The organism is Paenibacillus sp. J31P190 (assembly GCF_059692075.1).
Window position 1 is genome coordinate 420468 of sequence record NZ_JCAUAS010000001.1, and the last position, 24893, is coordinate 445360.

General features: G+C 46.2%; 22 protein-coding genes. 4 read left to right on the top strand and 18 right to left on the bottom strand.

Features of this window, described 5'->3' with window-relative positions; genetic code table 11:
- Positions 1–7 precede the first annotated feature (7 nt).
- The gene (locus tag AC58U0_RS01795) at positions 8–1672 is read left to right on the top strand and encodes an MORN repeat-containing protein (protein ID WP_497377318.1); all 1665 of its coding nucleotides are present in this window, start codon (positions 8–10) and stop codon (positions 1670–1672) included.
- 550 nt (positions 1673–2222) lie between these two features.
- Here the strand turns inward: AC58U0_RS01795 and rarD are convergent.
- The 9 genes from rarD to AC58U0_RS01840 form a co-directional block, all read right to left on the bottom strand.
- Positions 2223–3104 (bottom strand): EamA family transporter RarD, encoded by an 882-nt coding sequence (gene rarD, locus AC58U0_RS01800; protein ID WP_497377319.1) that lies wholly within the window; start codon positions 3102–3104, stop codon positions 2223–2225.
- Between the two features lie 379 nt (positions 3105–3483).
- Positions 3484–4569 (bottom strand): nitric oxide synthase oxygenase, encoded by a 1086-nt coding sequence (locus AC58U0_RS01805; RefSeq protein WP_497377320.1) that lies wholly within the window; start codon positions 4567–4569, stop codon positions 3484–3486.
- A 72-nt stretch (positions 4570–4641) separates the two neighbouring features.
- Entirely contained in the window at positions 4642–4974 is a 333-nt protein-coding gene (locus tag AC58U0_RS01810; RefSeq protein ID WP_497377321.1) for a hypothetical protein, read from the bottom strand.
- A 25-nt stretch (positions 4975–4999) separates the two neighbouring features.
- Positions 5000–5698: a pirin family protein gene (locus AC58U0_RS01815; RefSeq protein WP_497377322.1), complete on the bottom strand. Its 699-nt coding sequence runs from the start codon at positions 5696–5698 to the stop codon at positions 5000–5002.
- Between the two features lie 147 nt (positions 5699–5845).
- The gene (locus AC58U0_RS01820) at positions 5846–6808 is read right to left on the bottom strand and encodes a glycoside hydrolase family 43 protein (RefSeq protein ID WP_497377323.1); all 963 of its coding nucleotides are present in this window, start codon (positions 6806–6808) and stop codon (positions 5846–5848) included.
- 2 nt (positions 6809–6810) lie between these two features.
- Positions 6811–8286: an arabinan endo-1,5-alpha-L-arabinosidase gene (locus AC58U0_RS01825; protein ID WP_497377324.1), complete on the bottom strand. Its 1476-nt coding sequence runs from the start codon at positions 8284–8286 to the stop codon at positions 6811–6813.
- Positions 8286–9131: a carbohydrate ABC transporter permease gene (locus AC58U0_RS01830; RefSeq protein ID WP_057304149.1), complete on the bottom strand. Its 846-nt coding sequence runs from the start codon at positions 9129–9131 to the stop codon at positions 8286–8288. The genes AC58U0_RS01825 and AC58U0_RS01830 overlap by 1 nt, the downstream gene beginning before the upstream one ends.
- Positions 9132–9134: 3 nt before the next feature.
- The gene (locus tag AC58U0_RS01835; protein WP_052228648.1) at positions 9135–10019 is read right to left on the bottom strand and encodes a carbohydrate ABC transporter permease; all 885 of its coding nucleotides are present in this window, start codon (positions 10017–10019) and stop codon (positions 9135–9137) included.
- Between the two features lie 94 nt (positions 10020–10113).
- Positions 10114–11454 (bottom strand): ABC transporter substrate-binding protein, encoded by a 1341-nt coding sequence (locus AC58U0_RS01840; protein ID WP_497377326.1) that lies wholly within the window; start codon positions 11452–11454, stop codon positions 10114–10116.
- Between the two features lie 397 nt (positions 11455–11851).
- Between AC58U0_RS01840 and AC58U0_RS01845 the strand changes: the two genes are divergently transcribed.
- Together AC58U0_RS01845 and AC58U0_RS01850 are read left to right on the top strand one after the other, a co-directional pair.
- Positions 11852–12922 carry a GntR family transcriptional regulator gene (locus AC58U0_RS01845; protein ID WP_497377327.1) on the top strand — a complete coding sequence of 357 codons (1071 nt, stop codon included), beginning with the start codon at positions 11852–11854 and terminating at the stop codon, positions 12920–12922.
- Positions 12923–13113: 191 nt separating this feature from the next.
- Positions 13114–13779, top strand: a complete 666-nt coding sequence (locus AC58U0_RS01850) for a DUF559 domain-containing protein (RefSeq protein WP_497377328.1) — start codon at positions 13114–13116, stop codon at positions 13777–13779.
- 371 nt (positions 13780–14150) lie between these two features.
- Here the strand turns inward: AC58U0_RS01850 and abc-f are convergent, their stop codons facing one another.
- From abc-f to AC58U0_RS01895, 9 genes are all read right to left on the bottom strand, one after another.
- Positions 14151–16349: a ribosomal protection-like ABC-F family protein gene (abc-f, locus tag AC58U0_RS01855; RefSeq protein ID WP_497377329.1), complete on the bottom strand. Its 2199-nt coding sequence runs from the start codon at positions 16347–16349 to the stop codon at positions 14151–14153.
- A 107-nt stretch (positions 16350–16456) separates the two neighbouring features.
- Positions 16457–16600: a hypothetical protein gene (locus tag AC58U0_RS01860; RefSeq protein WP_171640423.1), complete on the bottom strand. Its 144-nt coding sequence runs from the start codon at positions 16598–16600 to the stop codon at positions 16457–16459.
- Positions 16601–16718: 118 nt separating this feature from the next.
- Positions 16719–17621, bottom strand: coding sequence for a response regulator (locus tag AC58U0_RS01865; RefSeq protein WP_497377330.1), 903 nt, complete (start codon positions 17619–17621; stop codon positions 16719–16721).
- Between the two features lie 5 nt (positions 17622–17626).
- On the bottom strand, positions 17627–18937 hold the full coding sequence (locus AC58U0_RS01870) for a sensor histidine kinase (RefSeq protein ID WP_497377331.1): 1311 nt from the start codon (positions 18935–18937) through the stop codon (positions 17627–17629).
- Positions 18922–19683 (bottom strand): TSUP family transporter, encoded by a 762-nt coding sequence (locus tag AC58U0_RS01875; protein ID WP_497377332.1) that lies wholly within the window; start codon positions 19681–19683, stop codon positions 18922–18924. The genes AC58U0_RS01870 and AC58U0_RS01875 overlap by 16 nt, the downstream gene beginning before the upstream one ends.
- A gap of 34 nt (positions 19684–19717) precedes the next feature.
- On the bottom strand, positions 19718–20368 hold the full coding sequence (locus AC58U0_RS01880; protein ID WP_497377333.1) for an amino acid ABC transporter permease: 651 nt from the start codon (positions 20366–20368) through the stop codon (positions 19718–19720).
- Positions 20369–20388: 20 nt separating this feature from the next.
- Positions 20389–21042: an amino acid ABC transporter permease gene (locus AC58U0_RS01885; protein WP_497377334.1), complete on the bottom strand. Its 654-nt coding sequence runs from the start codon at positions 21040–21042 to the stop codon at positions 20389–20391.
- 69 nt (positions 21043–21111) lie between these two features.
- Positions 21112–21984 (bottom strand): glutamate ABC transporter substrate-binding protein, encoded by an 873-nt coding sequence (locus tag AC58U0_RS01890; RefSeq protein ID WP_497377335.1) that lies wholly within the window; start codon positions 21982–21984, stop codon positions 21112–21114.
- Positions 21985–22003: 19 nt separating this feature from the next.
- Positions 22004–22732 carry an amino acid ABC transporter ATP-binding protein gene (locus AC58U0_RS01895; RefSeq protein ID WP_497377337.1) on the bottom strand — a complete coding sequence of 243 codons (729 nt, stop codon included), beginning with the start codon at positions 22730–22732 and terminating at the stop codon, positions 22004–22006.
- A gap of 231 nt (positions 22733–22963) precedes the next feature.
- Between AC58U0_RS01895 and AC58U0_RS01900 the strand changes: the two genes are divergently transcribed.
- A complete protein-coding gene (locus tag AC58U0_RS01900; RefSeq protein WP_497377338.1) occupies positions 22964–24340 on the top strand; it encodes an extracellular solute-binding protein in 1377 nt (458 codons plus the stop codon).
- Positions 24341–24893: the final 553 nt, after the last annotated feature.

Below are 24893 nucleotides of genomic sequence, written 5' to 3' on the forward strand. Positions count from 1 at the left end.
AGAAGATTTGGAGATCCAGCCGGTCAAAACCCTTGAAAAAGTGCTAAAGCCTGTCGTTGCACCATTCATTGGCCATATCATGAAAGCCATCGCAACAGTCGGAAGGCTGCCCAAACTAGCGATCATTAAGTTTCAACAGATTCTTAGGGTCATGCTGCAGACGCGCGAAACGTCGCTGAAAAACTACGTTTTGATCGGCTCCTATTATGTCTCCAAAAGATTGCTTCTTTTCCTCACTTTGTTCCTGCTCGTTTTGATCTTTTTTATCTTCATTCGCCCACCTGCGATCGTAAATAAGTGGTTGAATCGCGTTCCTGTTCTTCAGAAAGATACCCCTAAACTTACGAGCTTTTCAGGCAATGGCAAAGTCGTGGGTACCCAAAAGGATTCTCTCTATGTGGGGGATCTGGTTGACGGCAAATATGCCGGCAAAGGTAAACTTTTCCACAGCAACGGCAAACCCGCTTATGAAGGTGATTTTGAAAAAGGGCAAAAGTCAGGCAACGGCTCCCTTTATGACGAAAACGGCACCCTGCAATATAAAGGAGCATTTGCCGGAGATGTCTTTAACGGGGCTGGAACCCAATACGATCCCCAGCAGAAAGTGCAGTATATCGGCGAATTTCAAAATGGAAAATACGGCGGGGCCGGGAAATTGTTCGCGCCAAGCGGAGATCTTTTGTATGAAGGCTTGTTTAACGGCGGCCTATACAATGGGGCTGGCAAGCTCTTCTCATCGGGCGGCATCGCCCAATATGAGGGTGAATTTGCAGCCGGACAATATAACGGGGCTGGTAAGCTTTTTGATGCGAAGGGACTTCTTATCTATGATGGCGGCTTTAAGAATGGCAGTTATTCCGGAGATGGCACCGAGTTTTATACGAATGGCCTGATCAAATATAAAGGCCAATTCCTCGCTGGCGCGTATGGCGGAGAAGGCACCGCCTTCGATGAGAAAGGCGTGCCGCGCTTCAAAGGCACGTTCCAGAGCGGCGTGTTGAGCGGCGCCGGAGAAGCGTATGACGAGTTGGGTAAACTCGTCTACAAGGGTGATTTCAAGGCTGGCGTCTATGACGGCCTTGGCACGTTGTTTGACGCAGACGGCGCGCCGCTGCTGCGGAGCTTTTTTGCAGGCGGCCAGGCCAGCCTGCAGAGCTTCATCGGTTTGTCCAGCAAGAAAGTCGAAGACTTGCTGGGCAAACCAGCCGAGGTGACGCTGCAGGATGCCAGCGTCATGCTCGCGGGCCAGGAGGCGCCGCAGGTTGCCTCCGCGGAGACGGCGGCTGCGGGCGACGCCGCCGTGGAACCATCGGCCGCGGGAGCTGGCGCGGCCGATCCGGCATCAGCAGCAGGCGTTAAGCTGCTGCTGAGCTATCCGGCCTACCAGCTGTCGCTGCTGGTAGAGCCGTCCAAGGGCAACCCGAAGGAGGCCGTTGTCACCTCCCTCAGCATTTGGGGCTCGAAGCCTTTGGCGCTGCTGCAGCCAGCCATCGAAACCATCAAAAAGCGCGGCGAGCCCAACGATGCCGGCTACATCGTCATGGAACTCGCGGTAGGTGCAGGGGCTGGCACCTACACGAACAGCTATTACAAAGGTGATTTCATCTTCACCTTCACGCATTTCAACAAAACAAAAGAAGCTCACCTGCTTCAGGTCAGCTCTACCAAATAAGAGGCGCTGCCTCAAGTCCTTCACGTGCTAACGGGTACGTATTGCATATGGGAAGGGCAGCTAGACATAAAATTCCGACCTGATATTCGTGTTCTCCGCCATTTGACGGAACGTCGTTCCGCTATTTGGGTGAAAACGCTCGAATTCCGGGATAAACGGAACGACAAGACGTTATTTCGTTGTTTTGCCTCTTGATTGGTGCTTATTTTAGCAAATAAGGCCCTCACGTTCCGCCATTTTCATTTTTAACACTTATTTCCTAAAATAGTGGCTCCTCGTTCCTCAAAATCAGTTATAAGCAGGTAACTCTTCGCCTTTCTCACTTCTCAGCGGCGAAAAGAGCTTGGACATTACTCTATTACGGTTCTAGCAGCTCCATCGGCGTTATTTACTCGATTAATTGGCGCTGGCAGCTCCAACAACAAACGTTTCTCAAGCTGACAGCGCCATCATGTAGGTGGTTTGGGCAGTACGCTATCCGGCGATGAAACGAACCTAAACAAAACAAAACCGTCCGAGACTATGTCTCGAACGGTTTTTCTATCTATGCCTACTTCGCTACAGAAGTCCTGGCCACCCGCATCGACGCTAATGCGTAAACAATCAACGCCGTCCAAATCAAGGAGAAACTGATGAGAAGCACGGGTGAGAATTTCTCTTTAAATAAGAAGATACTTAACAACAGCGTAATGGAAGGACCAATGTATTGAATGAATCCCAACATGGAAAGAGGCAGCCGAGCAGCCGCTTTAGCAAACCATAGCAGAGGCAAAGCGGTTGCAACACCTGACAATAATAGCATCGCTAAAGAGATTGGCGGTAATGCCCATGCGGAATCATGATGCGTGAAATGTAAGTAGGCAATATATGCGACTGCTATGGGGAAGACAATGACGGTTTCCCCTGCCAACCCGATAGAGGCATCGTAGGAAACTCTCTTTTTCACAAGACTATAAAGGCCGAAGGAAAACGCTAGTGAAAGAGAAACCCATGGGAATCTGCCATAATCAATGGTTGCCAGCAAAACGCCGGCACCCGCCAAAGCAACGGCCACCCACTGACTGCGGCTTGGTTTTTCACGCAAAAACAGGACCGCCAGCATGATATTAATTAGGGGAGTAATATAATACCCCAGACTCGTCTCAATGACATGACCGTTATTGACGGCCCAAATGAATATCAGCCAATTGGAGCTGATTAATATGCTGCAAACCCCTATCTGGAGCAGCATTTTCCCGTTCGTAACCATTTTGCGAAACTCAGCCCATCCACTTTTCCCTATCAGTAAGAGAACGGCCATGAATACAAATGACCAGATGACACGGTGAGATAATATTTCACCCGCAAGCAGAGACTCAAAAGACCTCCAATAAACAGGCAGCAACCCCCATGCGGTATAGGCAAGAATGGCGTACCAAAGCCCTTTTTTCATAGTAAAATCCTCTTTTCAATTCTAGTAACACAATTCTATGAATCTAGTAATTCGTCCTTAGGTCAATTTTCAAATAAGATAAACCTCAATCGAGGTCTTTCGAAGATGAGCCACCGCGCTTAACGAGGAGAGACTTTGGTCTACGACCAAAGATCCCTATATTAGGTCTATCGCCAATAAGAATTTCGTTCTCCGATTACGTCGGAAACTTAAAAATTCTTATGTAATAAATCCCCGATATACGGGGATCTGACTACACGATTTTTGGCGCTTTCCTTTAACGGAGACGAGCAACAATTATGACATAGCGAAATCTTTCTAAATCTTGCCGGATTTCTATAAGCCATGCGGGCAGTTCTCCCCTTCTAGAAGCGATTGCTCAGCCCTCATGCCGGTAAAAAAAGTTAGGCAGCTTCACTTCATTTGAATAATGCTGATGAAAAATATGCGTCGTCGCTGGGGATAGCGGCGGGATTAGCCACGACCAATCACCCGTGACATCACGACCGACCTTCTGCTCTTTCTCTTCAAAACTCTTAAATTGCCTTGCCGCCGTATGATGGTCCACAATCGCCACTCCCTGCTGTTGATAAGAATGCAGCACAGCCACATTTAACTCAACAAGCGCCTTATCTTTCCAAAGAGAAGCATCACGCCGAGTATCCAGATCCATGACAGACGCTACACGCGGCAGCATGTCATATCTCGCTTGATCTGCAAAGTTACGCGCCCCGATTTCGGTGCCCATGTACCATCCATTGAATGGCGCAGCGGGGAAGTGAATCCCTCCGATTTCAAGGAACATATTCGACACAATCGGTACGGCATACCATTTGAGATGCAAATCATTGAACGCTGCTATATCCGGATGTGTAATATCCACTTCCAGGACGAGTTCAGCAGGAATCTCGAACAACTTCGGTTTCCGATCTCCCATTTGAACAACAAGCGGCAGCACGTCGTAAGGCGTCCCAACCCCCTGCCATCCAAGAGATTGGCATAACGCAGTTATTTGAATTGAAGCTGGGTCACCGAGAATCCCATTGTCAGTTTCATAGCCTGCGTAACGGATCAATTGGTCATTATGAATAAAGGCTCCCTGAGCCGAATCATGCGTAGGCGGGAAAATCGTAATCACTGGACGGATTTTGCCGCCATTGGTTGCCGTTTCAATATGACGAAATAGGGCCTCAGCCATCTGTTCTTCTGTTTCTATATAACGAGCATCGTGTACCGTCAGTGTTTCCCAGAACAATCGCCCGATGCAACGGTTGCTATTGCGCCATGCCATTTTAGCCCCATGCTCGAGCTCTTGAAGGGTATGTTCGTAGTAACCTTTATACCTAATGGCTTCGGTAATTTCAGCAAGACGAGCCTCGATGTTGCCCGAGCTTTGACCTAATTCACTATAACATTCCTTGATAAAAGGCACAGCTTTCTCCAGTAATTGATCCTGCACTTTCATAGGTGCTGCTCCAATCCGCTAAAGGGGAGCCCCGCAAGCCTCTGACACCTGCACAGCTCTCCCTATGTTGAGTTACAATTGCGCACTAAACTGATCAGGAATGTATACGATTTGAGACTTTGCTACTATGGTTAACTCGCCTTTTTCCTCCGAATAGTGCACGGAATCATCGCCTACATAAAACCATAATTTCTTCGTTGACTCATTCTCAAACTCCTGAAATAGGAAAACGTTGAGTTCCTCTTTCCATTTCAAAAGCTCAGCAATATCTTCCTTCTTCTCTATCTGCACGGTAAATTTCCATTGGTCTCCAACATGCTCCCATGTGTAGGGGATCGGATGTTTTCCCGTATCTACGAACGCTCGACCGCCCACTGCATGTTTAATTAAAAAGACTTCCTTCATCCGCATAGCCCTCCTTCATCATTCATTATGGCAGATCGATTAGCATGAAATGTGTATCTTCTATCGCACGAATAGCAACCGTCTGTTCAGCTTCCATACGAGCGCTATCCTTCGTTTCCAAAACAGCATCATTAGCAGATAACTTCCCGCTTATAAGCATTAGATAAATGCGTCGATTCTCTCCTTGTTTAAACACAAGTTCTTTGCCCGCGTCCAGCTTGCTGAGGTAAATGCTCATATCCTGGTGTATCTTAGCTGCATGCTTGCCCCCCTCGGGCGTAACTACTGGAAGCAGTGCGTTGACCAACGCTTCAGGCTCATAGGTAACATTCTCAAAGGATGGCTCCAAGCCACGCTTAGACGGCATGAACCAAAGCTGGAATAGACTCATCGGTTCCGTATCCGACGCATTGTACTCGGCATGAATAACGCCGCTTCCAGCTGACATCCGCTGCACGCCATTGACTCCAGTTACCGCAACATGCCCCAAACTATCTTCGTGTTTAATGGCTCCGCTGAGAACGATGCTAACAATCTCCATGTCGCTATGGGGATGTGGACCGAAGCCCCGACCGGCAGCAATATCATCATCATTACAAACACGCATAACCCCGAAACCTACATTATCCTCATCAAAATAATCGCCGAACGAGAAATTCTTATGGCTCTGAAGCCAGCCCAGATCGGTTGTATTACGCGTATGTGCAGGGAAAACTTGAATCACAGCAATCGCCTCCTTCTTTAATACGTATAGCTTATCATATATGGACTACCGACTTCCATGTCGGAACGGTGGCGAAAGGATCTCCCAAACGTCAAAAACCTCTACGCTCACGAAGTGAGGTAGAGGGTCTAGACTGGCTCAACCGTTCTAGGCGCCTGATACGGAGCCAACAAAATCCGGCGTGCCATCCGCGTGCCATTTCAACACACGCACAAAAGTGTGACGATTCGGATCGTAGAGCGGGTCGCCCACTATATCCTTATAATTTCTCGCGTGAAATACGAAGATATCCTTTGTGCCGTCCTCAGATACGGTGAAACTATTGTGTCCGGGTCCAAATAGTCGGATGCTTTCATCCGTGGTCAGAACAGGCGACTTGGATTTCACCCATGATCGTGGATCCAGCAGATCGGCGTCTTCCGAAGCCGTTAACAGACCCATACAATAATTAAAGTCTGTAGCACTCGCGGAGAAGCTGATGAAGATGCGTCCGTTCCGCTTCAAAACCGCGGCGCCTTCATTGACCTTAAAGCCGATGATTTCCCAATCATACTCCGGCGTTGTAATCATGACCTGCTTGCCGTGAAGGGTCCACGGACTGCTCATTTCTGAAATATAAAGATTGGAATTTCCTGGTATATTCAAATCTTTTTGTGCCCAGACAAGATAGCGGATACCGTTATGTTCGAAGGAAGTTGCATCCAGTGCAAAGCTCTCCCACTCGGTGCGCAGCTGCCCCTTCTCTTCCCACTCCCCTTCAAGAGGATTGGCCGAACTATTTTCCAACACAAACATCCGATGATCGAAAAGGCCTTCCTTCGTTTCTGTCGTTCTGGCCGCAGCAAAATAGATATACCACTTGCCTGCAACGAAATGCAGCTCCGGCGCCCAAATATTGGCACTTAGCGGGCCTTCGTTATATTTGCGCCATGCTACAACAGGGTGCGCCTCGTTCAAGCCAGCAATCGTAGCGGAACGCCGTAGTTCAATGCGATCGTATTCTGGAACTGATGCGGTAAAGTAATAATATCCATCCGTATGCTTATAGATCCATGGATCAGCACGCTGCTCCAAAAGCGGTTTGATATAGCTGGTTTCTATGTTCTCCATCGTTATTCTCCTTTGATGCGATCCGTGTATTTGCCCCATATGTTGATGCCCTTCTCGTTCATCCCTGTAAACACAAGCGTAGGCTTGTCATTCTCCCAATCCCAGGCAGGCGAGACAAGTACCTTCTCTGTCGTCGGGACACCCTCATTTGTATCTACAACCGTCCATTGCAGCGTTAACTCATTCGGTTCTTGAAATGTCCACTTGCCGGTACCCTGTGCCGATTCGATCTTTCCGTTCGGCTGCAGGGTAATAGGCTCAGATCGTTCAGTACCCGTCCATGCCATCGGTATCGGCAATCGATCCCAATGTCCTGCAAGCTGCTTCGGAGATAGAGGCTGTATCTTCTCTCCCGCATAGCGTTCAGGCGATGCAACTGGCCATCCATCACGTGTCCAGAGAAGCTCACGAATATGGAGGTAAGACCAATTTTTATCTTTTTCGCCACGGGCATGGTGCACGAGAAATGTGCGATCGCCGTCCTTCAGAATCGAGTTATGGCCCGGCGCGATCCAGCCTTCCTTCCCACTGAACGCGTAGCTGCCAATCAGCTTATTTCCTACATTCGTCTGCGGCGAAAACCCCGTATCCGAAAGCTGATGCCCATTGAAATCCTCATAAGGCCCCGTAATCGAGGAAGATCTGCCCACTCTTACACTGTAATCGGAAGATAAAGAGTCATAGGATACGAATAAATAGTACTTTTTCTGATCCGGTTGATAGATGATATACGGCGCCTCGACAGCACCTGCAACTGTACGACTGTCTCTGCGGGCAAGCCGCGTAGGCTGCTCCCCTTGCATCACTTTACCGGTGTGTTCATCAAGTCTTACGAGATAAATGCCGCCAAAGAAGGATCCATACGCTAACCAGGGTTTGCCCTCTGCATCAAACACAGGATTAGGATCAATCGCGTTCGCTTCATCTCCCTTGGCCGTCTTCACAACGGCGCCTTGATCCGTCCATGGACCAGTAATCGAAGTGGAGGTTGCAAGTCCAATCATGGACTGATTGCTTCCGAAGGTAGATGCTGCATAGTACAAATAGTAGGTATCTCCCATTTTGAACACGTCGGGTGCCCATAGATTCGTTGCCCGTGTCCACGAGGCGGCTTCCTTCGGTATTCCATCCAGCGCATAACCTACCCAATCCCATGTGATCAAATCTTTGGATCGTCTCACCATGATCCCCGGCCGCAGCGGATCCTTATTGGCGCCAACCTTTATATCAGTTGAAAACACATAGTACGTATCCCCGTCTTTATAAATGGAAGGATCGTGCGTATTCATCGTGTGCCAGCTTGATTCCGTATTCGTGCTTCCTGTGTCATACATCGGGTACTGAACAGGTCTCTTCGGAAACTCTAAGGGGGCAGTATTTGAACTCCCGAATAGGAGAAAGGAAACCCCTACAGCCACAGCTGCAAGCGCAAAACCAAGCGTAAGCAGCGCCCTTTTTTTCATCCGCGAGACTGTCATTAGCCTTTCACACCGCCAACCGTAAGACCCGATACAAAGAATCGTTGGAAGAAGATGAAGACGATCAGGATAGGCACGATCGCAAGCACAGAACCGGCAATGAGAATATCGTAGTTATTGCCATAAGGCGTTACAAGACTGGACAGACCAATCGGCAGAGTCAGTTTATTGCCAGTTTTGAGTACAATTAGCGGCCAAACAAAGCTGTTCCAGCTCGCAAGGGCCTGCAATATCGCCATCGCCCCGAAAGCCGGAGCCATCAATGGCATCATGATTTTGAAAAAGATACCATACTCTGAACAGCCGTCAATTCTTCCTGCATCAAGGAAATCCTTGGGCAGCCCGGCAGCATACTGCCGGAAGAAGAAGATCGGCAGCGGTGCGACGACGAAAGGTAAAATGACACCGCTGTAAGTATCGATTAAGTGGAACGCAATCATTTGTTTATAAAGCGGCAGCATAATAATTTCCACAGGGACCATCATGACTAAGAGGACTAAGAGGAAAATAAGGTTTCTTCCTCTAAATCGGTACATGGCGAGTCCATAGCCCACCATCGAAGATAAAAGCAGACAACAAGCGGTATACACAATGGAAATAATGATACTGTTCTTATACCAGATCAAATATTTCTTCGCGGATGCAGAAAATAAGAAGGCATAGTTATGAAAGGACAATAACTCCGGCTGCAGCTTCACATTGAGTCCGTAGCGCAGCATCTCCTTGGAAGGCTTAAACGAAGCCAACGTAAGACTGTAGAACGGGAATAGTGCCAATGCGGCAAGTACCACAAACAGGAAGAGCAGTAAGGAGGTTTGAAGGAACTTATGTCGTTGTATCTGCATGTCCTAGTCCTCCTTTCTGAACAAACCGAAAAATTTCAATTGAATGACATTTAAGATCATGGTTATACCCAGCAATGTGATCCCAATTGCAGATCCGAAACCCAAATTATTACGTTCGATGCCTTCACGATAAAGTAGACCGATCATCGTCAGACCAATGTCATTCGGAGAGCGATTACCGTTCCAGAGAATGAAGCTTTCCGTAAACATCGAATAGCCGCCATAGATGGAAATCGTAATGACGTAGATCGCTACCGGCTTCAATAACGGCAGAGTAATTCGCCAGAATTGGTCCCACTTGTTGGCACCGTCTATTTCTGCTGACTCATATAATTCATGCGGAATGCTCTGCAGCGCGGATAGGAAATAAATAATATTGACGCCAGTAAACCGCCAAGTCGCCAAAATAACCATTACGAGCATTCCCGTCGTGGAGTTGGCCAGCCAGTTAATCGTAGGCATGCCCAGCATATGACGGAAAGCATTCATCACCGAATCATCCAAGCTTCCAAAAACAAGCCGGAATATAGTTCCCGCCACAACAACCGAAGTGAGGGAGGGGATAAACAAAGCGGAACGGAAGAACGCGCTCGCCTTGGTCAGCTTCGCATTTAGGAATACAGCAAGTACAAGCGGCAATGGTATAAGTACCAGCAGGGTCCAGAACGTATACCGACTGCTATTTTTCAATGCGGTGAAAAATGACTCGCTCCATAAATTCCGGTAATTCGCTAACCCAATGAAATGGGTTTGGCCGGGCAGAACTTCTTGAAAGCTCATGACAATCGTGGTCATAACCGGATAAGCAAAGAAAATAAGGAACGATAACACAAATGGCAGAACAAAGACATAAGGAGCTACCCGGGAGGAATACAGAAACTTATTCATATCGTTAATCACCACTCCTCTCTAGAAGCGCTGCAAGCTTTGCCGAAGGGGCGTCCCTAGGGCAAAGCCAGCAACGGAACGCGAGGCGTTCAATTTACTTAATATTTTTCACAGCATCGTCTAGAACTTGCTTCGGATCTTTCAAATCATTAAGCGCTTGGAAAATCGTTTTCGTCTTGATATAGTCGGAGACAGCCGGCGTTTTCTCCTTGATATTCGTAGGCGCGATCTCGCTTTTCACAGAAATCAAAACGTCCCACAGATTTTTGCCAAAATAAGCCGTGAATTTATTGTCCGCTTTCAGCGCCGGATCGTTCCAAACATCAGAGCGAATCGGGTCAAAGCCGAGTTGTGACCAGATCTGAATGTTGCCTTCTTTGGACAATTTCGCATAGGAAAGGAATTTCTTAGCTACGTCTTGATTCTTCGATTGCTTCGTAATAACCGTACCCGTACCCCCCATACCGGAAGAGCGCATCTCGCCTTGTTTAAATACCGGCATCGGCTTAATGATGACTTTGCCTTTCAAATCAGGCATGTAATCCGTAAAGCGACCCATGTACCACATCGGCATCCAGACGGAAGCTGCACCGCCTTTATTCATGAAGCCGTAATATTCTTCCGCATGGTGCAAACCGCCCGGAGCCACCACGGCAACTTTCTCCTTCACAAGCTTCTGCAGGTAAGTCAATACATCTAGATTCGCTTGGTCGCCTATTGTCACGTTACCGTTCTTGTCTAGGAAGTCCGAACCATGTTGGACAACCAACGGCCATAAGCTCCATTGATCCGTCGTTTCGACCGTCGTCATCGGCTTGCCGGTTTTCTCAAGAACCTGCTTGCCAGCCTTTTCATAATCGTCCCAAGTCTTAATATCGTCGGCGTTCACGCCTGCTTTATCGAGAATTTCCTTATTGTAATAGATGACTTGCGCCCCAACGTGGTAATCGATCCCGTAATATTTGCCGTCCTTCGCATAATTATCGAGTCGAGACATGACAAGGTTGGCCTTCTCCGGCTCAACAATATCATTCAGCGCGGTTAGCTGGACATCGCCTTTTAGGAAATTACCGATTTTACTGATTTCAATGTCAGCCATGTCGGGAGCGCCCGTTCCTGATTGCAGCGCCACTAACAGTTTATTGTGGTTATCGTCATAGGGGAAAGTTGTTGCTTCTACTTGAATCGGCTGTTCAGGATGTGTTTTATTCCATGATTCAGCCATGCTTTCAAAAAATTTCTGATGCAGCTCATTGAACGTCCAGAAGCTCAGCTTAACAGGTGTACCTGATTTGGTTGCGCTATCACTTTTGGTTGCCGCCGGACTTGCCGTAGCTGATCCCCCATTATTCGTACCCGAATTAGATGTGCAAGCTGACAATAAAAGCATGGATGCCAAGACGGCAGCAGAAGTTACTTGAAGCTTTCTTTTCATTCGATAAATCCCCCTAGAAAGAAATTTTGATTGTCATGTAAACTATCGTGCAAATGGTCGATTAATGTGTAAGCGCTTTACAAATCGAATTATAGTACATAAAAACCTATAATTATATAATCAATTGGGTATAAAATTATGTTTATTATATTTAACCACATAAAATCTTAAGCGAAATGTTTGTTTAGAATCCATCTTACATTTTCGTTTTATGAAATAGAATTGGGACCTGCTGAATTGGATTGTACTGGTATGTATTACCAATTTTATATATACAATTGGTTATAAAATTTAAATAAAACGATATAAATATACTTTTCTGACTTTTATGTATTCCCTTTTACACATTTACTGAGTAAAATGAACCTAAGACTATGAAGAATCAGGTGATGCACGAGTGAATAAAATTCCTCTCTATAAACAAATCTACCAATCCATTAAAGATAAGATTATATCCGGAGAGCTTCGTCCCAAAGATCGCGTGCCTTCTGAGCAAGAATTTATGGATGAATTTATGGTCAGTAAAATAACCGTGAAGAATGCCCTGGCTTTATTGGTTGACGAGGGACTTGTCACTCGTATTCAAGGTAAGGGAACATTCGTGGCAGTCAACCCTAACTCTATCATAGTGGACCCTAAGCGTCGTTCTTCAGCGTCTTCTTCCCAAAATTATATTGGTCTGATTATCCCTACCATGAAGACGAAAGTCATTCAGAGACTTGTTGACTATATCGAATATTACGTTAAGGAATCCGGGTATCAGCTTGTCCTGCATATCACACGTGAATCTTCCATCGAAGAATCCCGTTCGGTTCAGGAATTGACCAACACGCCAGGCATCCGCGGCATCATTGTTTTCCCTACGGAGGATGAGAGATATAATGAATCGCTGCTCCGTTTATCCCTGGATAAATATCCGTTTGTGTTTATTGACCGCTATTTGAGAAATATAGAAACTTACCGGATTACCTCCGATAATTGGGGCGGCGCTTATGAGACGGTTACCAACCTGTTAAACAAAGGCCATCAGCAAATCGCGCTCATCTCCCCCGATAATACGAATACAACCGTTGAAGACCGGACTCACGGTTTTGAGAAGGCTTATATTGATGGCAACATTTTGATTGATAAAAGCCTGTGGTGTCATGTCCCCATCGACATCCTCAGAAATGGCGATACATCAGCTTATATTGTTAATTTCCTGCATCAGCATCCTAACATTACGGCTGTTTTTGCATTAACCGCTGAGATGGCAAGGCTCACGCATCATGCTCTGCATCAGGAAGAAGGCTTGAACCCGAAGATCGAGTTGGTTTCCTTCGATGATCCTGAGATTCCGGGAATCTCGCACATTTTGCAGGATGAAGAGCAAATGGCCTTATCGGCTGTTAAATTGCTGCTTGAGCAGTTCAACGGACATTATGTTCCGCAGCGCATCGAGGTCCCTGTGCAGTGGGTTCAGGTTTGAGTGCCTGCGCGGCATGTGAAATGTCTGCGACTTGGTCCCTAAATCATTTTTCCCCCAGAATCTTGCCACTGAGTCATCTATTCGTGTAAAATAATCGTGATAGGATCACAGGTCGTGAAGCACACAGACCGCTCTCTCCAATAGGAGATAGCGGTCTTTTTTAGGTGTTATGATCAATAGGGGGCATTGATATGCTATTCGAAGCATGCTATGAGAAATTTATGCAATTGCAGTTACAGACGAGGTCAGGCGAATCTCATAGGCGTCTTCAGGATGGCCACGGTCATGCTGAGAAGTTGTTCCTCGAGCAGGTCTGGTGGCCAGCGGTCGGTCGATTTGATTTTCTTCATGCCGAATATCCGATTTCGGACTTTAAGGATGGTGATCGCTATTTGGACTTCGCTTATATTCGCGGAACTCATTTGGTTTGTATAGAAATTGATGGCTACAAGGCGCACCATAAGGATATAAACCGTTGGCAATTTGCAGACCAGTTAAATCGTCAAAACCATCTCATTCTGGATGGGTGGAAGGTGCTCCGTTTCGCCTATGATGAAATGAAAGAAAAGCCACGTCGATGTCAGCAATTGATCCTCCAAATGATGGGCAGCTGGTTTGGTGATGAACAAGCTGATCTAGCATTATCATTGGAAGAAAAAGAAATTCTGAGAATCGCCAGACAAACGGGTGAACCCCTCCTACCAAAAACCATCTCCCAGCGGCTGCATATTAGCAGAAACCATGCCGGTAAACTCCTGCGCAAGCTTGTTCAGATGGAGCTATTACAACCCGCTTCCGGTACTACACGTATTCGCTCTTATAAACTATCTGGCAAACATCGTTCCTACTACGGGTAGCTATTTATCTGGGAATGAATAAGCAAGCTTATCTCCCTTAACTATTCTAATATCTGGGCTTCTCGTGAGATAAGACTACCGTAGATGCTTATTATCTGCAAAACGTTACATTTTGTGTACATTAGCCAACAATAAGCAAGCTTTGCGTGCCTACGCAAGCATAACAGGCGATATTAAGACAAATAAGCAATTTAAATTGCCTAACTCACTTAATGAACCACATAAAAAGACCCCATAGAGGATCTCGCATCCATACATCTCATTTGCCAATGTCCATCAAAAACATTTGATTCAAGAATCTTTGTGCCAGTATCTATACTTCATATAAATTCTCATATCTCATAAAAAAAGGGAGCCTCAGCCCCCTTTTTCTATTCCTGCTCCTCTATCTGCATCCACTGCTCATAGAGTCTATCCAACATCTCCTGCGCCGCTTCTCTTTCCGTCCACAGTTGGCTAAGTTCATCTGCCGCCAGATTTTCTAGCCGTTGGTCGAGATTGTTCAATAGCGCTTCGCCATCCGCAATCTGCTTCTCTAGCCTCTCTCGTGTAAACACGGACGAGCTTCTAGACTTCCCTCTTGGCGCCGCTTCGGCGCTATTTCTTGCCGTAGCACTCCCAGAATCTCTTGGCAAAACACTCCTAGCATCTCTTGCTATCGCATTTGTATTTGCATTTGTTTTTGCTTTAACACTTACACTTATATTTGCATTTGCATTTGCATTGGCATTGGCATTAGCATTTGCTTTAGCACTTGCATTTGTTTTTGCTTTAGCACTTGCTCTTGCACTTAGGCTTTCACTTGCACTTGCTCTTGCACCTAGGCTTGCTCTTGCACCTAGGCTTGCACTTGCACTTGCATTTGCACCATCCCTAGCCCCAGCACCAGCCGACTTTCTCACACCAACCGCTGCCGATTCACTCATGCGATTCCCCTTCAATTGAGCACTCTTCACTTTATAGTCATCAAAGTTGCCCAAGTAAACGGTAATTCGCCCTTGATCCAGCTCCCATATTTTCCGGGATAGCCGATTCATAAAATAACGGTCATGCGTCACAGCCAGCACGGTTCCCGGAAACTCTTCAAGCGCCTCTTCCAACGCTTCCCTTGAAGCAATATCCATATGGTTCGTGGGCTCATCGAGAATAAGTAAATTAGGCTTACGCAGCACAAGCAGTGCTAGCCGCAATCTCGTCCACTCGCCTCCCGAGAGAGAACTAACCGACTTGAACACATCTGCTCCATAAAATAAATACGCAGCAAGCCGGCCCCTAGCCTCTCCTTCTTCCAGCTTCGCTTCCTCACAGAAGTAAGTAAGCACCGATTTTTTATGATTATCCGGATACTCTTGTTGAGCCAGATAACCAATATCGACCCGCGCTCCTAGCTCGAGCTCCCCTTGGTCAGGCTGTTCTTCACCCAGAATCATCCTCAGCAGAGTTGTTTTACCCGAACCATTAGACCCGACGAGCATCACCTTCTCGCCATATTCCAGCAAGCCGCTTGCCCGCTTCAGCAGCACTTTATCCCCGTATTGCTTATTCACGTCTTCGAAACGAATCACTCTCCGGCCTGAGCGGTCGTCCAGCTTCAACCCGAATTCCGCTGCCTTCGGATCAAGAACAGGCCGTTTGAGCTTCTCCATCCGATCCAGCGCTTTCTGCATAGAAGCTGCCCGGCGGAAAAATTTCTCGTTCCCTCCTACTCGGCCCCACTCCGTCAGCTGTTTGATCGTCTCTTTCATCTTCTTGATGACCTTCTGCTGTTCCTGATAATCAGCAAACTGCTGCAGCAGTCGAACTTCTTTCTCCTTCACATATCCCGAATATGAAGTCAGATAGGTCGTTGATTCACCATCTTCCAACTCAACAATCTTCGTAACTACCCGATCCAGAAAGTAGCGGTCATGAGAAACAATGAAGCATGCGCCATCATAATGGTTGAGATATTCCTCCAACCATTCCACGCCGAACAAATCCAGATGATTCGTTGGCTCATCCAGCAGCAGCAAGTCTGGCTTACCGATCAGCTGGGATGCGAGCGCAATCTTCGTCTTTTCCCCTCCGGACAACGAGGCAAAGCTCCGCTCATAAAACTCCCGTGCAATGCGAAGTCCGTTCGCAACCTGGTCAATTCTTGCATCCAGCTCGTAGCCGCCTTCCCGCTCAAAACGTTCTTGCAGCTGAGCGTACTTCTTAAGCAGCTGATCCAGCTGCTTCTCATCACTCATGACGTCCGGGCTCGACATTCGCTGCTCCAGCTCCGTCATGTTGCCGCGGCATTCAAGTACCTCTTGAAAGCTCGCTGCCAGCACATCATACACCGTACCGCTCTCCCACTCCGTTGGGATTTGCGCTAAATAGCCGATCCGCGTATCTTTTCGTACAGTTAATTGTCCTTCATCGGGCTTCTCCATCTTGGATATAAGGCGCAGCAGAGTGGATTTACCGCTGCCATTGCGTCCCACAAGTCCTATTCGTTCTCCCTGATGAATTTCAAAAGTAACATCCTCAAGAACTAGCTGCGCACCATGGTATTTCTTTATATTTTGACCGTTAATAATTAACATAATGAAGGATCCTCCTAATTTGTGAAAGACCCTATCCATCGCAACCAAAGAACAAAAAAAGGCCGCAGGAAAATTCCTACGACCTTTCGGATTGATCCGTTTGAGGGTTAAGGTAGGTGTCTTTTCGTGAGTTGTAATTCCGTATGAGCATAAATGGACAGACTTCTCGCGTCTTTGACTGCTGCATGAACGATGCCAGCCATCGCAATGGGTAACTGGCTCACACGGTTGTTCACGAACTCTCGATTCATCCTACCTTCACCTCCTTCTTCTTCATTATTTCAAAATAATACCATAACCACCGGTCAATTCGCAACCAGAAACTGCCTAATTTTGCTCTTATCTACCCTAATTTTATCCGCGCTATTCTTAATATTCACTGCGCATCTTATCCGTAACTTCAAGATAGAGAACTTGGAGAAATTTCTTAATATTGACCTTGCCCTTCTCCGGTTTACTGTTCTCATCGATTTCTTTCATCTTCATACGCACATCCTGGAATTCAAAATAAAGAGGCGCATAATGCTCAAATTTGGGATTGCTGTAATCCGTCAATCCGATACTGGCGATATGGGTTAATGCCGCCATGACGGTACGGCGAATCCGTTGTTCGACGGCTTTACCTTCTTTTTCAACATCCGCTTCCTTCACCTTGTGGCATCTGGATACAGTTTCATAAAGCTCCTTGAGCGGCGGAATCCCTTCCGCTTTATGATGACGTGCGAGATGTTCCATAATGTCCATCAAGTCGCGGCTGCCGGTGTCCCCCACGATCCCCATATCCATGAGAATGGGCTGCATAATTTCGCGGACGCCGCGCTTTTTACGAATACTTTCTGTACCTGTGTGCAATAAACTTAGCTTGGTTAAAGATTCTTTAATCTCCTGCAAGGATCGGCTAATGTTCCACTGCTCGTTAACCTTGGACAGCACCGCTTCCACTTCAATTTTATTAATTGGCTTTTGAATATAGAATTCAACACCAGCTTGATAGGCCTTGCCAATCATTTCTTTATTTTCAATTTGCGAAATCATCACGTATTTCCCTTGATAACCTTGCTCCTTCAATCGAATAATCGTTTCAATTCCATCCTGATCCGGCATCAATAAATCAATGACCACGACATCCGGTGTGGTTTCCAGAAGGACTCTTTCCCCTTCGCTCCCGTTGCCAGCCGTTCCTACAACTTCGCCTAAACCGCCTTTTTCAATGATCTTTTGCAGCATCCGTCTACTTACCGCATCATCGTCAACAATTCCGAATGACAGCATGATCTCTACGCTCCTTTTTTCAACGTATCGGTCAATATAGTAATCACAAAAGTGGTTTGAAAACCCGGCTCGTCAGAGCGTAAATGAATGTCTCCACCTAAAGAATGAACAATATCTCGAACATGAGAGAGTCCAATCCCTGTCGCGGCAAAGCCCTCCTGATTGAATTTGGTCGTAAATCCAGGTGCAAAAATCATATCTCTATCCTGCTCAGAAATGCCAACACCGGTGTCGGCAACGATTATGACGGTCTCAGCACCTTGTTCATAAGCACTTACAAGAATGGATCCTTGATCTTCAATGGCTTCCACAGCATTTGATACGAGATTATTGATTACGGTTAAAAGGGGTAGATATTGATCCGAACAATAGTCCGTTTGAATGTCGCTTTTGAATTGAATCTTTTTTCCAAGCATCGCACTGTAACCCAAGTTGGATTTGATAGCGAACTCCACGACTTCGGCCAACCTCATATCGGAAGCGAAATCGCGATCGAACAGCTTCAACAACCCTGCTAGGATGCGTTGCGAATCTTTTTTGACTTCATGAATTTGCTGGGTAATTTCCAAAATGGTACGAGAGTAGCTTTTTAACCCCGCGCCATTGATTTTTTCATATAAATTGTGGCTCTTGGCTGTTATTTGCTCAATCGTATCCATCGACTTCCGCAAGTAAAATACTTCGCCATATAAACCGGTATTCGTATTTAACATCTGCTCCATACGCTTCTGCTGCTCATTATGCAGGACTCGCATCTGATTAATGGTCACACTGTTGTAGATACCTACCACGAAGTAGCTCCGCACGACAGCCGTAACTGTGATATACACTAATTGCTCTGAAAACATATTCGTCGAGTGGAAAATCAAGCTGCGCGCCAGCAATTCAATCTCATTGGACATAAGATCAATTACCGATAAGAACAACCCAAGAACAAAAGGGTGGAATTGGTCCCAATTCCGTTTAATGAAGCTCATGGCAATCGCAAAGGCCATATAATAAAAGGCGGCTGATAAATGCGTTTGCGCGCTCGCGCTGAAAGACATGGCCCCATGTAATAGGATACCATCTTCCAACGTCCGAAATAGCAAAACAGTGATTCCGGTAATGATACCAGTATAGACATAAGGCAGGTGCTTCATCAAAAGCAAACTGAGTAGAAAGGCGCTGCTGCCAAGACCAATCCGAAACATTTCGCCACTGAAAGGTGTGATCTTAAACTCTCCGGCTATGGCCGTCACAATAGCGACGAGAATCATTTGCAGCCCTTCATTCTTTAAGCGTCCCAGCCTTTCACCCCCTACAAGATATCCCATATCTGTTTACCAATGAGGAGTATACAAACGGTAAGAAATAACGGTCGAACATACGCTGAGCCTTTGCGGATCGCCATGCGTGAGCCCAGCAAAGATCCACAAACCATGGCTATTCCCATCGGAATGCCTATCTCATAATTAATGGATCCTAGAACCATGAAAGTTGCCAAGCTAGCCACGTTGCTCCCGAAATTTAGGACCTTGGCATTACCAGCTGCTTTGACGAAATCGAATCCTAACATTAGAAAAACAAAAATAAGAAAGGAACCAGTCCCCGGTCCGAAGAAACCATCATAGAAACCCAAACCGAATGCTGCGAAGCCCATTAACATCGCTGTTTTCGTTGAGAATTGGCGGAAGGTAGAAAGATCTCCCCAGTTTTTGCGAAAAATCGTGTAGATGGTGATCAATATAAGCATAACGACAACCAGCGGCCTCAAGAAATCAGAAGGTATTTGCCGCAGCACCATCGTTCCGCATACAGCTCCTAAGAGAGATAAAAAGAACAAACCTCGTACGGCTTTTAGATCAACATTCCCAGACCGCATGAATGAAATCGTACTCGTCAGAGATGACATGGTGCCCGCCAATTTGTTCGTTCCCAGCGCGACAGCCGGGGGTAATCCCGTTGCCAGCAGAACCGGAAGAGCAATCAGCCCTCCTCCACCAACGACAGAATCTACATAAGCCGCTACAAAACCTCCGACGATGATGAATATCATCATTTCCCAACTTACATGTAACATGATGCCAAGACTCCTTCTGGATGTTAAATTCCTCTTATACCAACCTTGATTCCATCCTGCGGGCTGCTAATGATAGCGCATAATTCACAGCGAAATACAGAATAGCCACTAAAAATAAAATAGGAATGGTATAACTGTAGTTTTGTCCAATTACTATTTTCGCATGGTGCATCAGTTCAGGCAAGGAAATAACAATCGCAAGAGAAGTATCTTTTAACAGGGATATAAATTGACTCACGAGTGGCGGCATCATTCGACGCAACCCCTGAGGTAAAACAATATGCCAAAGTGTTTGCACATAGCCTAGTCCTGAAGATCTAGCGGCTTCAATCTGCCCTTTATCGATGGAAGTCAGGCCGCTTCGCACAATCTCCGCAATCATCGCGCCTTCAAATAGCGTTAAGGCCAAGATCGTTGCATTCATGGGTCCGAGTTTAATCCCGATATCCGGTAAGGCAAATCTTGCGAAAAATATGATTAAGAGCAATGGTAAATTGCGAAGAAGCTCAACTGCTATAGCCAGAATTGGTGAAACAACCGGAAGCTTCGTATACCGGATCGTACCGACAATACACCCTACGATAAAGCTTAACACAATAGAGATCGCAGCGACTTTAAGCGTCATATAGAAACCTTCAAATACAAACCTTACATTATCAGCCGAGAAAGCATGCATGATATCCATTCGTTCACCTCCCCCTAAAGTCAGTCCGTACGAGCTAATTTACGTTCTAGGCGCAAGGCCACGTAACTTAGCGGCAGCGTGAGTATCAAATAAAGCACAGCAACGAAGATATAGGTATCGAACGTAGCATAAGTCTCACTTGCGACCTGATCCCCGAAATACATGAGGTCAAAACCTGCGAATACGCCAAGTACGGACGAGTTCTTAACGAGGTTAATAAATTGGTTGCTGAGCGGCGGTATGACAATTTTGATTGCTTGCGGAAGGACGATATGCCACATGGTTTGGAAATAAGTCAGTCCCGAGGATTGTGCTGCCTCAGATTGACCTTTGGGCACCGACATAATACCGGCTCGGATTGCTTCTGCAATAAAAGATGCCGTGTACACCGTAAGGCCTAAGGTCCCGCATACGAATCCGCTAAGGGTAATACCCATGGACGGCAGCCCATAGAAGAACACGAAGACAACAAGCAAGAGCGGTATGTTTCGAATGAACTCTACATAGGCAGTTCCTATCCATTGCAGAGGTTTCACCGATCCGATACGAAAAATAGCAATGACCGTACCCAGCACAAAGCTGCCAATTAACGCAATAACACTGGCAATGATCGTGTTGAAGAAGCCCTTCATGTAGATATCAAAATAATCGGTAAAAATCGAGAAATCCGGCATGCGCTCCCCCCTCATAGACAGAAGATGGGCAGCGGCTGCCACCCATCTCTTCTTTTATTCTTGTTACTCTTATTTGGTTGGCGCTTTGCCAATCCATTTCTCATAGATTTTCGCGTACTCACCGCTGGACTCCAACTTCTTCAGTCCATCATTCACAGCAGTTGTAAGAGCAGTCTCGCCTTTCTTAATTGCGATACCATAAGGCTCATCCGTGAACGGTTCGCCAACTACTTCGAAATTCTTATCTTGTACCATCATGCCATAGAGGATGGCGTTATCTGTGGTCAACGTGTCCCCTTGACCTGCTTTCAGGGCGCTGAAAGCATCTTGGTAATTGTCAAACTCAAGTATAGTGGCATCCGGGGATTTCGCTTTAATATTCGCAACGGAAGTAGCGCCTTTCACAGCCAATACTTTCGTTCCTTTTTTAACATCCGCTACACTCTTAATAGGGCTGCCTTTTTTGACGAGCAAAGACTGTCCCGCTTTAAAATAAACATTGGAAAACTCAACTTGTTTCTTCCGCTCTTCAGTAATCGTCATCGTCGCAACAATCATGTCAATTTCTTTGTTGTCGAGCATCGGAATGCGCGTCTTGGACGTTACTTCTTTTAACTCAATTTTCTTCTCATCGCCCAGGATTTCTTTTGCTAATGCTTTCGCAATGTCGATGTCGAAGCCTTCAACTTCGCCGCCAGTCGGGTTTTTCAAACCGAATAGCTTCGTATCAAATTTCACACCAACGACAACTTTGCCTCTGCTTTTAATTTCATCCAGAACGGTCGCTCCACCTGCCGGTTTTGCAGTGCTTGGAGCGCTGCTTGCTGCTGGAGAGTTAGCCGGAGTGCTTGATGCTCCTCCTTTTGTGCCGTTAGAGGCACACCCCACCAATGCGAATATCGTAATTAACATAAACATGAAATTCCACTTTTTTGATATCATGGTTTTGTTCATCTCCTTATTAATGGTTAAGTACGCGATTCAAAAATAATTTGGCTCTTTCTTCACGGGGATTGACGAAGAATTCCTCAGGTGGCGACTCTTCTACGATCTGACCTTTGTCCATAAAAACAACACGATCGGCTACTTCACGGGCAAAGCCCATCTCGTGTGTAACCACAACCATCGTCATCCCTTCATTTGCAAGCGCCTTCATGACATCAAGAACCTCTCCAACCATCTCCGGATCCAAGGCTGATGTGGGCTCATCAAACAGCATAATTTTCGGCTTCATCGCCAGTCCCCTCGCAATGGCCACACGCTGCTGCTGTCCGCCGGATAACTGTGAAGGAAAGCTGTACGCCTTATCCTGAATACCAACCTTATCCAGAAAATACATTGCAATCTCGTCGGCTTCTTTCTTAGCCATTCCATGCACCTTCATCGGAGCAAGTGTAATGTTATCGATCACTTTCTTATGCGGATACAGATTGAAATGCTGGAATACCATGCCGATATCTCGACGCAGCTTGTTCATATCCATCTTCTTATCGCTGACCTTGTACTCATTCACGATAAGCTCACCGCTTGTGATGGTTTCCAGACGGTTGATACATCTTAGCAGTGTACTCTTGCCAGAACCTGACGGACCTACAACGACAACGACTTCCCCCTGCTTGATCTGAAGATCAATTCCTTTGAGCACATGGAAATCGCCGTAATGCTTCTCTACTTGACGAAATGAGATCAATGGAACCCCCCCTTCGATGAATCAAATATTGATGTAAACTGTTTGTTATGTTAATTAACACTTGATGTATTTAAATGATACGGAAAAACTATGGAATCTTATGCAATCCGACATTTAGTTAGAAAAAAATGATGACAGCAAGATGACGAACCTTGTGTCCGATTAGCTTGGCATACTATAATATAACCCAGATAGATACCAACATTGAATGGCCCGGAGGTTCTAAAATAAATGGCGGGTAAACCCAAACGATCCACCTTCCGAACCCGACTGGAAGACATGGTCACGACATTACAGAGCGACATCGCAACCGGAAAACTTCAGCCCGGTGACTTTTTACCTTCCGAATTAACACTTGCTGAACAGTTTCAGCTTAGTAAAAACTCAGTTCGCAAAGGACTGGAGCTACTACTCGATCAAGAGATGATCGAAAAAGCGCCGCGAATCGGGACGCGCGTTGTTGGGACGGGTCGAAACGAAAAGCTTACCCTGAAATTCGGTTATTACCCTACTCTCGCTTTTGAAGCTAATTTATTAGAGCTGGTCGAAAAGTTTCAACAACAGCATCCGCATATTGTCGTCCAGATGATTCCTCTTTCGAATTCGTACTTTTCTCAGAACGTGAAAGAAGCCATGGAGAGAGACGGGCTCGACCTTATCACCTTAAATACCCAAAACTACGAAACGATTACTGAAACTGGAGCAGTCTCGGATATCTTAGAGCCGCTTGAACGAAAGAATAGCACGTATCCCTTTCTGTCGGGACCGTTCACCAAAGACAATCATTTGTACGTGCAGCCGTTTATTTTTTCACCGATCGTCTTATGTTACAACCGAGATCATTTCAAGGAAGCAGCATTGCCAGAACCGGATAGCAGTTGGAGTTGGAACGATGTACAGACAGCAGCGCTTGCCTTAACGCAAAAGCATGACCGAATCGGCATCTTGTTTCACCTGCAATCCATCAATCGCTGGCCGCTCTTTTTGCTGCAAAACAAGGTCGTTTTTGAACGCGATCAGCATGGCAAGCTGATTTTCAACAACGATAATTTTCGAAAAGCGATGCAAACAAGCCTTGGGCTCTTTGAAGGAATGAACCCAGACACCGTCTATATGTCGGAGAATGACTCTGATGCCGAACGGTTTTTCTTGCAGCAAAAAACGTCCATGATTGTGACCAGCTATTACAGCTTGAACCATTTGCGTAATGCAGAATTCACGTATGATATCGCACCGCTTCCCTATTCGTTGGAAGCGAAGACTCAACTCTTAATTATTGGTCTTGCGGTCATTAAGTCGAGCAAGCACAAGGAAGCAGCCCAAGCTATGCTCGATTTTCTCGTTTCGAACGAAGCACAGCTGCATATTCGCAAAACCACCCTTACCATTCCTAGTGTCAAAACGGCCGCTGAGTGGATCGGGGAAGAGACGTTGGCGCGACCTTCACGGTTCTTCATGTACCGGGATATCATCCCGACATTTAGTTTCTACACCGACATGAATGTTACTTTCCACGAACTGGAAACCATGCGTCACATTCTCAAGCTTTACTGGGCACGGCTCGATGACTTCGAGACGGTTTGTCGAAGGCTGAGAGACGCTCACTAGGGTAGACAAGTTGCTCTATAGCATGAGAAAAGGACTAAATTGTTTCAGAACAGAGACTGTCGATTGATTCACAACTGGTATTCACAACTCCAAAATGTGATTTTAGAATCATTCAGCTTTCGTGAGGGCAGATGGGCTATAGTGATTACCAATGTTGTATACTCTACAACAATTCACAAGCCAAAAGGCTATTTTGTAACTGAAGTTGCATTCCGTACAACATTTTGAGCACATTTGTTGTGAAATGGTCTATATTGGGCCAAATTGTTGTACAATATGCAACATCGAAGGGTGGAAGGCTGGATTTAGGCAGCAATTGTTGCACTTTTTACAACATTATTCTACCGCGAATGAATGGCGGTCTCGAACATACAACATTATGCATGTATCACAATCTCACTCAGCACAATAAAACACATATCATACTAAAAAGGGATAAGCCTCGGCTTGCCTCATAGCCTAAATATCGAGAAAAAAATCGGGTAGAGGAGCAAACGCTCCCCTACCCGATTTTTAATTTTTCTAACAGCCTACGAAGTGGTAAGAACTCGCC

Excerpts from the sequence above, each read along its gene's own strand:
- rarD (WP_497377319.1), bottom strand. The coding sequence starts at position 3,104 with ATGAAAAAAGGGCTTTGGTACGCCATTCTTGCCTATACCGCATGGGGG.
- AC58U0_RS01805 (WP_497377320.1), bottom strand. The coding sequence starts at position 4,569 with ATGAAAGTGCAGGATCAATTACTGGAGAAAGCTGTGCCTTTTATCAAG.
- AC58U0_RS01810 (WP_497377321.1), bottom strand. The coding sequence starts at position 4,974 with ATGAAGGAAGTCTTTTTAATTAAACATGCAGTGGGCGGTCGAGCGTTC.
- AC58U0_RS01820 (WP_497377323.1), bottom strand. The coding sequence starts at position 6,808 with ATGGAGAACATAGAAACCAGCTATATCAAACCGCTTTTGGAGCAGCGT.
- AC58U0_RS01825 (WP_497377324.1), bottom strand. The coding sequence starts at position 8,286 with ATGACAGTCTCGCGGATGAAAAAAAGGGCGCTGCTTACGCTTGGTTTT.
- AC58U0_RS01830 (WP_057304149.1), bottom strand. The coding sequence starts at position 9,131 with ATGCAGATACAACGACATAAGTTCCTTCAAACCTCCTTACTGCTCTTC.
- AC58U0_RS01835 (WP_052228648.1), bottom strand. The coding sequence starts at position 10,019 with ATGAATAAGTTTCTGTATTCCTCCCGGGTAGCTCCTTATGTCTTTGTT.
- AC58U0_RS01840 (WP_497377326.1), bottom strand. The coding sequence starts at position 11,454 with ATGAAAAGAAAGCTTCAAGTAACTTCTGCTGCCGTCTTGGCATCCATG.
- AC58U0_RS01850 (WP_497377328.1), top strand. The coding sequence starts at position 13,114 with ATGCTATTCGAAGCATGCTATGAGAAATTTATGCAATTGCAGTTACAG.
- abc-f (WP_497377329.1), bottom strand. The coding sequence starts at position 16,349 with ATGTTAATTATTAACGGTCAAAATATAAAGAAATACCATGGTGCGCAG.
- AC58U0_RS01860 (WP_171640423.1), bottom strand. The coding sequence starts at position 16,600 with ATGAATCGAGAGTTCGTGAACAACCGTGTGAGCCAGTTACCCATTGCG.
- AC58U0_RS01865 (WP_497377330.1), bottom strand. The coding sequence starts at position 17,621 with ATGCTGTCATTCGGAATTGTTGACGATGATGCGGTAAGTAGACGGATG.
- AC58U0_RS01870 (WP_497377331.1), bottom strand. The coding sequence starts at position 18,937 with ATGGGATATCTTGTAGGGGGTGAAAGGCTGGGACGCTTAAAGAATGAA.
- AC58U0_RS01875 (WP_497377332.1), bottom strand. The coding sequence starts at position 19,683 with ATGTTACATGTAAGTTGGGAAATGATGATATTCATCATCGTCGGAGGT.
- AC58U0_RS01880 (WP_497377333.1), bottom strand. The coding sequence starts at position 20,368 with ATGGATATCATGCATGCTTTCTCGGCTGATAATGTAAGGTTTGTATTT.
- AC58U0_RS01885 (WP_497377334.1), bottom strand. The coding sequence starts at position 21,042 with ATGCCGGATTTCTCGATTTTTACCGATTATTTTGATATCTACATGAAG.
- AC58U0_RS01890 (WP_497377335.1), bottom strand. The coding sequence starts at position 21,984 with ATGATATCAAAAAAGTGGAATTTCATGTTTATGTTAATTACGATATTC.
- AC58U0_RS01900 (WP_497377338.1), top strand. The coding sequence starts at position 22,964 with ATGGCGGGTAAACCCAAACGATCCACCTTCCGAACCCGACTGGAAGAC.